Origin of the sequence: uncultured Abyssibacter sp., assembly GCF_964000955.1 — a bacterium.
Classification (GTDB): domain Bacteria; phylum Pseudomonadota; class Gammaproteobacteria; order Nevskiales; family OUC007; genus Abyssibacter.
In genome coordinates this window covers 1-13887 of sequence record NZ_CAXFCL010000175.1, presented here as the reverse complement: position 1 = coordinate 13887, position 13887 = coordinate 1, and the positions used below count along the sequence as shown (strand labels likewise).

At 64.3% G+C, this 13887-nt stretch carries 7 protein-coding genes; 3 read left to right on the top strand and 4 right to left on the bottom strand.

Annotated elements, in window-relative coordinates; all coding sequences use genetic code 11:
• The 3 genes from mnmA to ABNS06_RS08550 form a co-directional block, all read left to right on the top strand.
• A partial coding sequence (gene mnmA, locus ABNS06_RS08560) for a tRNA 2-thiouridine(34) synthase MnmA (protein WP_348673899.1) occupies positions 1–972 on the top strand: 972 nt, incomplete at its 5' end.
• A gap of 59 nt (positions 973–1031) precedes the next feature.
• Positions 1032–3677: an aconitate hydratase AcnA gene (acnA, locus tag ABNS06_RS08555; protein WP_348673897.1), complete on the top strand. Its 2646-nt coding sequence runs from the start codon at positions 1032–1034 to the stop codon at positions 3675–3677.
• A 115-nt stretch (positions 3678–3792) separates the two neighbouring features.
• On the top strand, positions 3793–4560 hold the full coding sequence (locus ABNS06_RS08550) for a ParA family protein (protein WP_348673895.1): 768 nt from the start codon (positions 3793–3795) through the stop codon (positions 4558–4560).
• A gap of 30 nt (positions 4561–4590) precedes the next feature.
• Here the strand turns inward: ABNS06_RS08550 and ABNS06_RS08545 are convergent, their stop codons facing one another.
• From ABNS06_RS08545 to bcsB, 4 genes are all read right to left on the bottom strand, one after another.
• Entirely contained in the window at positions 4591–5184 is a 594-nt protein-coding gene (locus ABNS06_RS08545) for a tetratricopeptide repeat protein (RefSeq protein WP_348673893.1), read from the bottom strand.
• Positions 5181–9515 carry a cellulose synthase subunit BcsC-related outer membrane protein gene (locus ABNS06_RS08540; protein WP_348673892.1) on the bottom strand — a complete coding sequence of 1445 codons (4335 nt, stop codon included), beginning with the start codon at positions 9513–9515 and terminating at the stop codon, positions 5181–5183. Before ABNS06_RS08540 ends, ABNS06_RS08545 begins: the two co-directional genes overlap by 4 nt.
• Positions 9488–10597 carry a cellulose synthase complex periplasmic endoglucanase BcsZ gene (gene bcsZ / locus ABNS06_RS08535; protein ID WP_348673890.1) on the bottom strand — a complete coding sequence of 370 codons (1110 nt, stop codon included), beginning with the start codon at positions 10595–10597 and terminating at the stop codon, positions 9488–9490. The genes ABNS06_RS08540 and bcsZ overlap by 28 nt, the downstream gene beginning before the upstream one ends.
• Positions 10598–10648: 51 nt before the next feature.
• Positions 10649–13887, bottom strand: a 3239-nt coding sequence (gene bcsB / locus ABNS06_RS08530; protein WP_348673889.1) for a cellulose biosynthesis cyclic di-GMP-binding regulatory protein BcsB, incomplete at its 5' end; no start/stop codon positions are given.

Sequence of the window (13887 nt, the reverse complement as noted above, 5' to 3'; positions counted from 1 at the left end):
TGGGCCGAGGACGAGACCGGCTACTGCCAGGCGGCCGATGATTTCGCCTCCGCCCAGGCGGTCGCCGATCATCTGGGCATCGTGCTCCATCGCGCGGATTTCTCCCGCGAGTACCTCGACCGCGTGTTCCAGCACTTTCTCGACGAATACGCCGCGGGACGCACGCCGAATCCCGATCTGCTGTGCAATCGCGAGATCAAGTTCGCGCCGTTTCGCGAACATGCGCTGCGCCTCGGCGCCGATCGCATCGCCACCGGCCACTACGCGGACACCCGGGACGGACTGCTTTATCGCGCCGCCGACGAGCGCAAGGACCAGACCTACTTTCTCGCGCTGGTCAGCAGCGAACAGCTGCAACAGGTCGAGTTTCCGCTGGCACCACTGCAAAAGAGCGAAGTGCGGCGAATCGCCGAGTCCATCGACCTGCCCAACCACGATCGCCGGGACTCGACCGGCATCTGCTTCATCGGCGAACGCAACTTCGCCGACTTTCTTGGCGACCATCTTCAGGACCAGCCCGGGCCGATCTGCGACGACACTGGCCGCCGGATCGGCGAGCATCGCGGCCTGTGGCGATTCACGATCGGCCAGCGGCGCGGCGTGGGCGTGGGCGGCGTCAAGGGCGCGCCGGAGGCGCCATGGTTCGTCTGTGGCAAGGAGCCCGCATCGCGCACGCTGATCGTCACCCAGAACCTCGACCATCCCGCGCTGGCCGGACGGTCGCTAACCGCCGGCGACATCCACTGGATTGGCCCGCCGCCCGCGCTGCCGGGACGCTGCCAGGCCCGCATCCGCCACCGACAGCCCCTGATGGACTGCGAGGTCCAACCGGAGGTCATCGCTGGCCGGCAAAGGCTGCACGTGCACTTCGACGAGTCGCCCTGGGCGATCGCGCCAGGACAGTACGTCGTCTTCTACGATGGTCGACGTTGCCTGGGTGGCGCCGTCATCGAGGCGAATGAGGCGTTATAATCGCCGCCCCAAAATATGACACACCCTCGGTTCACACGAGTTCCTGGGAGAACTTGCATATGAGTGACAGCTTTTCCGCCCGCGGCAATCTTGATGTCGGCGGCAAGTCCTACGAGATGTATCGCCTCAGCGCACTGGAGAGCGACTACAAGGTCTCGCGACTGCCCTACTCCATGAAGGTGCTTCTGGAGAATCTGCTTCGCAACGAAAACGGAAAAGATGTCACCGCCGACGACATCAAGGCCGTCGCGCAGTGGGATCCCAAGATCGAACCCGATCAGGAAATCGCCTTCACGCCGGCGCGCGTGATCCTGCAGGATTTCACCGGCGTCCCCTGTGTCGTCGACCTCGCCGCGATGCGCGACGCGATGAGCAAGCTGGGCGGTGACCCGAGCAAGATCAACCCGCAGGTTCCCGTGGAACTGGTCATCGACCACTCGGTCATGGTCGACAAGGCCGGCAGCGACGACGCGTTGGACCTGAACGCCAAGATCGAATTCAACCGCAACAAGGAACGCTACGCGTTCATGCGCTGGGGCCAGACGGCGTTCGATAACTTCAAGGTCGTGCCGCCGGACACCGGCATCGTCCATCAGGTCAACATCGAGTATCTGGCCCGGGTCGTGTTCGGCAAGGAAACCGGCGTGGCCTACCCGGACACGGTCGTCGGCACCGACTCGCACACGACCATGGTCAACGGCATCGGCGTGCTGGGCTGGGGCGTCGGCGGCATCGAGGCCGAGGCCGCGATGCTTGGCCAGCCGGTCACCATGCTGATCCCTCAGGTCGTCGGCTACCGCCTGACCGGCAAGCTCGCCGAAGGCGTGACCGCCACCGACCTGGTGCTGACCATCGTGCAGAACCTGCGCAAGCTGGGCGTCGTCGGCAAGTTCGTCGAGTTCTTTGGCGAGGGACTGGCCGATCTGCCGCTGGCGGACCGTGCGACCATCGCCAACATGGCACCGGAATACGGCGCCACCTGCGGCATCTTCCCGATCGACGAAGCCACCATCGACTACCTGCGCCTGACCGGCCGTGGTGACGATGAGCTGGCGCTGGTCGAGGCCTACTCCAAGGAGAACGGCTTCTGGCGCTTCGACGATCAGCCGGACGCGGAGTACAGCCACGTGCTGGAACTGGATCTGGCGACGGTTCAGCCCTCGCTGGCCGGCCCGAAGCGTCCGCAGGATCGGATTCTGCTGGGCGACATGAAGTCCAGCTACGTGGACAACCACAAGTCCATGTCCGGTTCGGACGAGCAGAAGTCCGTGCCGGTCGACGGTTTCGACATGACCGACGGCAATGTCGTCGTGGCGGCCATCACCTCCTGCACCAACACCTCCAACCCGGCCGTGCTGGTCGGTGCCGGCATCGTCGCCAAGAAGGCGCAGGAGAAGGGCCTGAAGTCCAAGCCCTGGGTGAAGACCTCGCTGGCACCCGGATCGCAGGTGGTCAAGGACTACCTCGAAAAGGCCGATCTGATGGAGTCGCTGAAGTCCCTGGGCTTCCATGTCGTCGGCTACGGCTGCACCACCTGCATCGGCAACACCGGCCCGCTGGACCCGGCCATTTCCGAGTCCATTCAGGACAACGACCTGATCGCGACCGCGGTGCTGTCGGGCAACCGCAACTTCGAAGGCCGCATTCACGCCGATGTGCGGATGAACTTCCTGGCCAGCCCGCCGCTGGTCGTCGCCTACGCCATCGCCGGCACGGTCAACATCGACCTGTCCAGCGAGCCGCTGGGTCAGGACGCCGATGGCAACGATGTGTTCCTGAAGGACATCTGGCCGAGCAACCAGGAAATCACCGACGCGCTGAACTCCTGCCTGGATGCGGACATGTTCCGCAAGCGCTACGCCGACGTGTACGCCGGCGACGCGCGCTGGCAGGGCCTGGAGATTCCGACCGGCAAGATCTACGAATGGGACGACGCCTCCACCTACGTGCAGAACCCGCCCTACTTCGAAGGCATGACCATGGAAACCGGCGAGATCGAGCCGATCACCGGCGCGCGCTGCCTGGCCAAGCTGGGTGACTCCATCACCACCGACCACATCTCCCCGGCCGGCGTGATCAAGCCCGACCAGGATGCCGGCAAGTACCTGCTGTCCAAGAACGTCCAGCAGGCCGACTTCAACTCGCTGGGCTCACGTCGCGGCAACCATGAGGTGATGATGCGTGGCACCTTCGCCAACGTGCGTCTGCGCAACCAGATCGCGCCGGGCACCGAAGGCGGCTGGACGCGTCACCTGCCCGACGGCGAGCAGATGTCGATCTACGAAGCCTCGATGAAGTACAAGGCCGAAGGCACGCCGCTGGTGGTGCTGGGCGGCAAGGAGTACGGCACGGGCTCGTCGCGCGACTGGGCGGCCAAGGGCACCATCCTGCTGGGGGTCAAGGCGGTGATCACCGAGAGCTTCGAGCGTATCCACCGCTCCAACCTCGTCGGTATGGGCGTGCTGCCGTTGCAGTTCCCGGAAGGCGAATCCCATGAGTCGCTCGGCCTGACCGGCCTGGAAACCTTCGACATCGAGGGCCTAACCATCGGCGCCAAGACCGTGACGGTCAAAGCCACCGCCGACGACGGGTCGGTCAAGACCTTCGAAGCGAAGGTCCGCATCGACACGCCGAAGGAATGGGACTACTACCAGCACGGCGGCATTCTGCAGTACGTGCTGCGCAATCTGGCGAAGGCCGCCTAGGCACCTCACCGATTGTGATCAAAAGGCCTCGCTTTCAGCGGGGCCTTTTTCTTGCCACGAATGGCATAACTGTTGGTTATCTCATGACCGGATGGTGTGAGATCAGGAGAGATCGATGAGACGCGTGGTATTCAATCAGAAAGGTGGCGTCGGAAAGACCACCATTGTCTGCAACCTGGCCGCCATCGCGGCGTCGCGGGGCCTGCGAACCCTGGTCCTGGACCTCGATTCACAGTGCAACGCCACCCAGTATCTGCTGGGTGATCTCGCCGGTTCCAGCGAGGGCACCATCGGCGATTTCTTCGAGGGCACGCTGTCGTTCAGCCTGCAATCACGCGGGCTGGATCCGTATCTGGTCGCCTCGGAAACCGACGGCCTCTATGTCCTGCCCGGCGACCCGGCCCTGGAACATCTGCAACCGAAGCTGGAATCGCGCCAGAAGATCTATAAGCTGCGCCAGGCGCTGGACAAGCTGCGCGGCTTCGACGCGGTGTTCATCGACACCCCGCCCGCGCTGAACTTTTACAGCCGTTCGGCACTGATCGCCGCCGATCGTGTACTGATACCGTTCGATTGCGATGATTTCGCTCGCCAGGCCCTTTACGTATTGCTCGACAACATCGCCGAGATTCGTGCCGACCACAACGATGAGCTGGAACTCGACGGCATCGTCGCCAACCAGTTCCAGGCACGCGCCAAGCTGCCGCAGCGCATCGTCCAGGACCTGATCGACGAAGGGCTAACAGTGCTGGGTACGCGGCTGGCCCCGTCGGTCAAGGTACGCGAATCACACGACCGTGGCCGACCTCTGGTGTCGCTGGACCCGAAACACAAGATCACCGAACAGTTCGGTGCCCTGTTCGACGAACTCGATCACGGCTGAGAAGCCGGCGAGCGCCCGAAGCGATCGATCTTACGGGCCAACCGCCCCGTAACGCGGATTGGGCGGTAACACGACACGGGAGCGGCTCTGCTGCGGCTCCCAGAGCGCCGGCGGTGGTGGCGGCAGACCTTCGGTCAGTCGGGCTTCGGGCACCGCGATCCGTGCGGCCGGATGCAGTTCATTGCCGGCATAGTAGTTCACCCAGCCGCGCAGACGGGCAAGGTTGGCCGCGATGTCGACGTTCTGTGGCGCCAGCCGTTCGGCGCGCTCCAGCAGCTCGAGTGCCGTGTGATAGTCACCCTGTTCGGCCTTGGCAGCCGCGAGGTTGTTGAGGGCCACGGGGTCGAAAGGATTGATCTCCAGTGCCTCGGCGAAACGACGCTCGGCGCTCTCGATGTCACCCTCCGCCATGTTGCGCCGACCCAGGGACTGGAAGGTCTGCGGCCCGTAGGTCGCCTGGGCACGCTGCGCCACCTGCGTTTCGTCCATCGGCGCACCCGCCGCCGTCGCCGAAAACGGGTTGCGGTTGGGCACCAGCGACGTGTCACCGGCTGCGAGGACGGGGGCCGCGGCCGATGCGGCCGCAATCATCAGGATCGAGACGCTGCTCGAGAATATCTTCACGTTGGATCTCCTACCCAATCGGGCGCGAGACGGCTGGGGGGCATCGGAACCTGCGCCTGCGGCCGGAACCAGTAACGCAAGAAGCCCATGCCGTTGAACTGTTCGTAGTCTCGCGCGTTGTCGAATCCGATCGTCGCACCAATCGAAACCTGCGGCGCCAGCATGTATTCGAGTTCACCGGACAGATTGAAGCCCAGGCCGGTGACACTCTGACCGTCGTAGCGTGATTCCACCGGCACCGTGGGTTCGTTCTGCTGGAATGTGACCAGCGCGCTCTGCAGCGCGTCGTTGGTCGGAAAATAGGGTGCGTCGTCCTCGCGGAACGACTGGATGCCCAGAGCGCCGGACACGCGATAGGACCAGCGCTTCTCACGTCCCATCCATTCCACCGGCACCGCCAGACTCAGGTAGAACTGGGGGCTGAAGTAACCGCCATGGCCGAAGGTGAAGTAGCGGATGTTGTGCTCGTAGAACAGGCTGGTGGCGTTGATACCCCAGGTCACACGCATGTCATCGCGATCGATCGCGCGACCATAGAACCCGGCGCCAAACTCGTACTGGGTGTTGTCCTGGACGTTGTTGCCTTCCAGCGTATAGAAGGCGCCGTTGGTGTAGAGCCCGAAAGGACCACCGTCGTAAGCCAGATCGATGCGCCCGCCGGTCCGCATCACGCCACCCCAGTTCACGCCCAGCGCCGGGTCAAAGGCACCGGCGTAGGACAGCAGGCTGTCGGAGACCGACCGTCGAGACAGATCCAGCTGCCAGATGAGATCACCAACACGCGGCGCCCAGCGGATGCCGCCTTGCAGATCCTCTTCGCGAAAACCCAGTGGCGTGGAACCGAAATCCAGGCGCAGGTTCGCGACTTCGTAGACGAGGCCGACAGCGATGCCGGCGTCATCCTGCGAGAAACTCAGATCCTCGCGATCCCCGGCGACGACGCCCTCGACCAGCGGCATCGCACCAAAGAGTGCCAGCTCCCGACCATCCAGGTTTCCGGCGTCGAGAAACACGGGCACCGCCCGCAGGCGGACACGCCCCGCGGACGGGGCGAAGCTGAACTCCACCGGAAGCTCCAGATCGGTCAACTCGTCCAGCCCCCGCTGACCGTCGCGGCTGCGGAGACTCAGCCCCCCCGCCGCGTACGCGCTGCGTTGAGCCCGGATCTCCGAGATCTCGCGCAGGATGTCATCGCGGGGATCGGTGGCCACGGAGACCGGGCGCCGGCGTGGAGCTTGCGCGGGCGCGGGCCGCAGCGGTTCGCGGGCGGGATACTCGTAGATCACCGGAGGCCGCTGATCGACCGTTTCGGGAGCGGGGACGGTACGGACGGTCCTCGGAGTCGTGGGCGCGACCGGATATGCGGGGGTCGTCACCGGGTAGCTCTGGGTCGGAGCCGGCACCGACCGGGTTTCGCTGCCAGGCGAAACGTAACCGCCCCTGACCGGAGGCGCCGACAGATTCTCGTCCAGCACGTAAGGCTCGGACTCATAAATGATTTCGCCCTCGTAGGGGGCTTGAGGGCGAATCGGGTAGACGCTGGAATCGGAGGGTCTTCGCGTTTCGGTCCGTGGTACCAGCGTGGCATCGAACCGATTCGAGGATAGCTTCGCCGGCGAGTCCCTGGGGTCGCCTTCAACGGGCGCCCCGGTGGGTACCGCAGCGAACGTGCCCGCGACCGAGGGGGTCACGACCGTTCGCACCGAACGGTCCACCACCGACGGGCCACCAATCGCACGGTCATCCTTCAGCCGGGTATCGAAGGCCAGCGAGCGGTCATCCGCCGGCCGGTTGCCCAGCCGCACACGCTCCGGATCGATCAGGTAGAGCGTCGGTGCATGTCGCCAGCTGTCGCTGCCACCCAGTTCGCCCCGGTTGTTCTCGGCATCCAGTGCGAGCGCCTGACGGAAATACTCCAGCGCCTGGCCATCCTGGCCGCGAATCCGCGCCAGTCTGCCGGCCAGTGCGTAGAGACGCGCGTTGCCCGGCTCGATCTGCAACGCCTGATCCAGCAAGGCCTCCGCACGATCATGCTGTTGCAGCGAAATCGATGCGGCGATGGCGCCCTTGTAGGCATCGATGCTCTCGGGATCAATGCGCAGAACCCGGTCGTAGATTTCCAGCGTCCGGTCGTACTCCCTGGCATCGCTGTAAAGACGCGCCAGCGCCATGAGCAATCGGGGGTCGTTCGGATTCACTTTCAGCAGCGGATGCAGATACTCGTACGCGAGGGCCAGATCACCCTCTTCCCGGATCACGTCGGCCTGGCGCAGGCGATGCGCGACCTGGAGATTGGCCAGATCCCGCCGCTGCTCGGCGGTCAGGCTCGGCTCATCCAGCAAATCCTCGACCTGCACCTCGAACTCGGCGTCCTGTCGCAGCTTCAGCAACAATGACGCGTATTGCAGCCGGGTGCCCGGATCCGGAACCGCCTGACGAGCCAGTGCCATGCGCATGTAGCGCAGGGCCTCGCCCTCCTCTCCGATCTCCGCGAGCGAGGTCGCCAGCGCGCCCAGCAGTTCCGGCGATTCACCGACCAGCGGCTCAAGCTGGCGCAGTATCTGCGCCGCCTCTTCCGGCCGGCCAAGACGGGCGAAGACCGCGGCCCGCTCCGCCTGGTACCGCACCCACAGCCGTCGCTGCAGATTGTTCATGTAGTCCGTGCGCGACTGCAGCGGCACCTGCTCCAGCAGCTGGAGGCCTTCGTACCAGCGCTGGTTTTCGCTGACCAGCAGCGCCTTGACGTACAGCGCCTCGGCCATCCGCGGATTGGAATCCAGCAGGCCGTCAATCAGCGTGTTGGCCTCGCGCGTCCGCCCCTGTCGCTGATAAAGGCGGGCGAGGTCCAACCGCACCCAGGGTGATTGCGGATCGAGAATCAGGGCTTCTTTCAGCAGGCGCTCGGCCTCCGCGAAATTCTCGACCTCGCTGGCCTCGCTCGCCTGGTCACGCAGGTACTGGGCCTTGAGGGTTCCGAGATTGCCCAACTCCCCCTGCAGGCTCTTCGGCACACGCTCCGCCAGCGCCAGGGCCTCCCGCATGTTGCCCTGCTGCGTCAGCACGCCGATCAGGCCACGCAATGCGTTCACGTTGTCGGGCTGTACCGAGAGAATCGCCCGGAACTCCGCATCGGCCCGATCGAGGTAACCGGCCTCGGCATACAAATCTCCGAGCGAGCTACGCACACTCAGCTCGTTCGGACGCTCCGCGGTCGCCTGCTCGTAAAGCTGGATCGCCAGTTCGGGCTGGCCGGCCGTTCTCGCCGCCTCGGCCTTGCGCACCGTGGTCCAGAAACGGGCGCTGTCCAGCGCCTCGGTCCAGCGATGTCCGCGGCGCCGATCCGCCGCCTTGGCGCGCTCGAGGTATTGCGCGGCCTGCTCGAACTGCTCCTGGCGCAGCAGAATGATGCCGATGCCGCCCAGCGCATCCGGGCTGTTCGGTTCCTCCCGCAGCACTTCCTGGAATTCCGTGTACGCGAGATTGAGATCGCCGGCGTTCAGATTGCGATAAGCCTGCGCAACCAGGTCATCCTCGGTTGTCTCGACGGGGCGATCCAGGGATGCGAGACGTCGTGAAATGTCACTGTCCTGGCCGAAACGGTTCAGGTAGGCGCGGTAGTAGCGCTCGTCGCCGGCCTTGGGGGACAACCACATCAGCGCCTGACGCCAGGCGGAGCGCGCCTGATCTGCGACCACCGCGTTGTCCACCAGTTGCGCGAGATCGCTGATGCCCTGGCGACGCGTTTCCTCGCGGTAGGTCAGATGCTGCGCCAGCGCGAGCTCGTAGACGGGCTGATCCGGGTAGGTCTGGGCCAGCTCGGCCAGCCCCTTGCGGGCCCCGCTCCAGCCATTCGTGGCACCAGCCAGCGTCTGGTAGTACTCCAGGGCGAGCCGGCCGTCGGGTGTGACGTCACCGAATGCTTCCCGGTAGGCCTGCACCGATTCGTCGTACTGGCCGTCCTGGGCCAGCTGGCGCGCCTGATTCAGGCGCTGCTCGTCGATGGTGCTCTGGGCAATCGCTGCCCGCAATTCCCTGGTACCGGAATGGTCAGGATGGGCCGCTTCGAGCTTGTCCAGATACTGCTGCGCGACGCCCGGGCGACCGGCGCGCGCCTCCATGCCACCGAGCCCGGCGAGCGCCGCCGGATTGCTGGGGTCGGACTGCAGCAGTTTCTGCCAGGCTTCCCGTGCGAGATCGAAACGTCCCCGGTTCTCCCAGTAGCGCGCCTGTTCGGCAACGCGCGTTTCCGCCGCGCTCTGGGCGTACGTGGGGCCTACCCACGCCACGGCGATGGCCGCCGCGACTAGCAGTCCCCGAAAATCAACCAGCATGAACGCTCCCACTTCGGTATGAGTCGACCTGATGCATCGATGCGATACCAGCCTTCGAGATGACCTTCGCCGAACAACGACAGCACATGGTCATAGTATGCAGGCACATCGCCGAGCAGCCCCCCACGATCGGCTTCCTCAATCACGGATTGTTGAGCACGAATCGACGTATCATCACCTAAAGCCTTGAGATATGGCAACAAAGCGGCACTGAAACCCACCGGCGCGCCGCCTGAAATGAGCTCCCCGGACTCGACGTTCACCCGCTCCGGCGGGCGGTCGTGATTGACCAGGAAGCGGCGCATGCCACCCAGAACCGACAGCTGGTCTGAATCGGGGGTCATCCCGGCCCAGAGGTAGACGCGAATGGCGTCGTAGCTGCCGATGGCCGGCGCGTCCTCGGTGAACTCAATCCCCTCGGGCCCGTACACGAACCAGTCGGGCACAAACCCCGCGGCGCGCGCGATCTCGGCAGTCAGTCGATTGTGATTCGCCAGCAACGCGGCCCAGGGCCCACCCGGATTGCTTTCCGCCAGATAGCGGAGCTGGAACTCCGGGAGATAACTCGGATTGAGCCGATAGCGCCCACCATCGAGTTCGAATCCGTCCGGGGCCGGCAGCAGCAGACTGACCCCATCCTCGGTACGGATCACCTCGCGTTCCAGCACGTTGGCGAGCACCTCGGTGGCGATGATCTCGTACTGCGGCACATCCCACAGCCTGGAGGCTTCCATCAGGCTGTAGGCGATCCAGAGATCGGCGTCGCTGGCGGGATTCGGGTCGACGACGCCCCAGCTTCCATCATCCTTCTCGCCCCACAGCCAGGCAGGAAGTTGCTTGGTGAGATCGCCCTGCGCGAGGTTGCTTGACGTCCACGACAGGATGCTGGCGAACACGTCGGGACGGTTCGCGACGAGGGCGAAGAACAACCCGTAGGCCTGACTCTCCGACGTCGAGCGCGCACCATCGGTCCGATCGATGACACGCCCGTCGTCCTGCACGAAGTGCCGGTAGAAGGCGTCCCAGCGCGACCAGTCGCGATCCAGCCAGCCACAACCCGCCGTGCAGACGGCTACCGCCATCACACAGGAGAAGGTCGCCCATCGGACCCGGCGCATGAAAATCCGGCCGCCCTACCGCTTTCCTTCGTGGCGTGCGATCGCCATCCGTCGCAGAGCCCGATAAAGCGCGGCCGCGACGATCAGCGCGATGACCAGCATCAACAGCAGCAGGCCCAATGGCTTGGTCGAGAACCAATGTTTCAGCGCCATGAAGAACGGAAGCCGGCCGATCTTGAACTGGTGTCCGAGGCGGTAGTGGTTGATCTCGGACCCGTTCAGCAGCACCAGATCACCCTGTAGGAACTGCCGGTCACCGGCGTCCAGCAGCAGATCCGCCACATGCCGCAGGCGCTCGCTGTTGCCGGCGGTCAGCACGACCACCGCCTTGCCCCCGGAGACCGGTGACTCGAAGCTCATCATCGCGCCCAGGGCATCTCCCGCTTCGAGCAGCACCTGACCCGCGTGATCGATAGCTGCCGACAGATCGTAACCGCGCCAGCGCCCCAGCAGCCGTTCGAAGGGACCGATCACGCGCAGGCGCGCCGTTCCACCAACAAGGCTTAGCGGCATCTCATCCGCCCAGGTCTCCAGCAGCGGCTGATTGCCCGCCCCACCCAGCACGATGACATGCTTGCCCTTGAGCTGGGAGACGTCTGCGCCCTGCACCAGCGACACGCGGGTCGCCGGGTAGCCGGTGGAATTCCCCAGATGCCCCATCAGCGACAAGTACGTGGTGATTTCGTCGTCTGACAGCGAGTTCGGCAGCACCACGGCGGTGGCACTCATGTCCGCGAGTCGGCTGTACGGGAAACCGCCGTTGGCGAACAGCGCCATCTCCGGCAGCGCCGTGTAGTGCGGGAACTTGCTGAAGTCGATGGTCGAACCCGGATCCACGACCCCGCGCAGGTTGTCCAGCACCGAATCGGCGCAGTTACCGAATGCCGCGTTGTCGTAAGCACCCTTGCGACGTTCGAAGTAGTAGTGGAACTGCAACTGATTGCTGCCACTGATCTTGAAGTACGGGATGTGGATATCGGTCTCGTTAACCGATTCAAGCTCGCTGAGGAACGGGATCTGGATGCGGCGCTTGATCTCGCTTTGCGCCGAGCTGCCGTCGGACTGTTTCGACAGCGGAATGGCCTCGACGAACTCATTGTTGATGTTGACGTTCAGCGTCGACTTCGGACCGATCGTGGGCGTGTAACGGTACTTGAGCTCCATCGGTACGCCGTTGGACTCCCAGGCATACAGGTCCGGCGGAACATGGAAGTTCACGCGAATCAGGTCGGGATAGAGGCCACGGACCTCCAACTGGCGGCTGGACACCAGTTCGCCGAACTCCACCGCGCGATCAGTCGGCACCCAGCGCGGCGCGTCATAGGGATCACGCGGCGCGGGTTCCTGAAGATCGCGAATCACCGCCGAGCTACCCGCCAGCGCCTCGGCCCCCAGGCTCAATGCCTTGGCCGCGGTGATCAGTCCCTCCCCGGACGCACCGGAGATGACCAGCAGCTTCGAGGTGTCGTGAGCCGGGTTCTCGACAATGGACACGGAAGAGGCGCCCTCGCTGGGGATGTTCAGCGAACCGACGCGACTGCCGGCCGTGCCGATCACCACCGCATGCCCCTCCGGCAAGTCACCGTTGGTCACGACCGGGAATCTGGCGCCACGGTAGGACGCCTGGGCACCAAACCAGGACGCGACGATGCCGGCGGCCTTCATCTGCTCGATACTGGGCTCGCCGGAAAACACGAACGGCAGCTCCAGGGTGCTTTGATCGCGCCGGTCGAAGAACGGCTGCGGCAACAGGTTGAGTTCGTTGGCCAGGCGCAGCGGCTGCGTGGTCAGCTCCAACGAGCTGGTCTTGCTGATATTCGCCCAGAGCGTCGTGTGCGCGGGATCCTCGCACTCGTACGTGTAGTGGCCGATGAACTGCAACAGAATCGTGTTGTAGCGGACGAACAGGCGGGGATCGATCTCGAAGGAGTACTCGCCGCCGCTCGCGGTCTGCTCGGACAGCGGAATGGTGGTGACCAGTTCGGTGTTCACGAACACGTTGATGTGCGAGAGCTCGAACACCAGCGACGGGGAATGCGCGTAACGCAGCGTCATCTCCGCCCGGGTGATGACCTCGTCATCACGAACCGAGACCGGCAGCGAAATCTCCCCCTGAATCCCGCGCAGACGGATGGAATCCTGAATGCCGCTGAGTTCCTCCAGCGTCAGCGTGCGCGTCACCTGCGGCAACGGTTTGCCTCTGCTAGCGCTTTGTTGCGCGTCGGCGGTCACCGGGTGAAGCGCAGCCAGTGCGCCCAACGCCACGAGCAGGCTGGCCGCGACCGTCGCTCGCCTCAGGAGTTTGGACAGCCACTTCCGCATCCCCGTCACGGAGCGGCCCAAGTACATTTCGATCACGCGATAAACCCCGTAATAGCCGAACGACAGGACTTCGACGAATGCTCGGCCCGGATGATCCACATCCCGCTTGTTGGCCCAAGTCACCCAGGCATCCGCCCGTCCAAAAATACAGTGAAGCAAGTGCTTCTCCTGTTCAATATCGAGCGTGGTGAACTGCACACTCAATGTGTCTCCCGCGGAACGCGTCACCGTGCACTGCCATTCCACATCCGTCTTGGCGGGCAGAACGCGAACGCTGACATCGGACCCCCTCTCCAACTGCAGCGCGCGCTCCACGCGAACGGCACAGCCGCCTTCGGAAATGTCCAGGGTCCGCGCTGACAGCACGGTGCCGTCCGGCAATCGGACCTCCGCCTCCAGATCAGACTCCACGCGGATGGTGCGCCGCACCTGCTTGGACTCCCAGGCCACCGCCAGCGCGGCCCCGATGATGATCAGATTGTAGATCGACCAGGTCATGTTCAGGATCACCGTGTCGATTTCGTGGGTGCTCCAGAAGAACAGGCGGCCGAAGCCGATGATGACCCCGCCCATGTTGGCGGCCACCAAAATCAGGTATGGCACCGCCATCTTCTGATCGAAGTACTCGTTCTCGACGATCCCGCCCTTGGCCGTCACGTTGAACGAACCCAGCTTCGGATTGATGATCGCCAGCAGCGTGGGCGCGGTGATGTAGGAGGCCAGCACCGTTTCGTAGACCTCGGCCCAGAACGAATGACGGAACGGACCCTGCAACCGCGAGTTGGTCATGTTCGCGATCAACAGATGCGGTATTGCGTAGGCGGCGATCATCAGCGCCTGCGCCTGAATGATCTTGGCGTCGAACAACAGGTAAGACAGCGGTGCCGACAGGAACACGATCCGTGGCAACCCGTAGAAGAAATGCAGCATCG

Excerpts from the sequence above, each read along its gene's own strand:
- acnA (WP_348673897.1), top strand. The coding sequence starts at position 1,032 with ATGAGTGACAGCTTTTCCGCCCGCGGCAATCTTGATGTCGGCGGCAAG.
- ABNS06_RS08550 (WP_348673895.1), top strand. The coding sequence starts at position 3,793 with ATGAGACGCGTGGTATTCAATCAGAAAGGTGGCGTCGGAAAGACCACC.
- ABNS06_RS08540 (WP_348673892.1), bottom strand. The coding sequence starts at position 9,515 with ATGCTGGTTGATTTTCGGGGACTGCTAGTCGCGGCGGCCATCGCCGTG.
- bcsZ (WP_348673890.1), bottom strand. The coding sequence starts at position 10,597 with ATGGCGGTAGCCGTCTGCACGGCGGGTTGTGGCTGGCTGGATCGCGAC.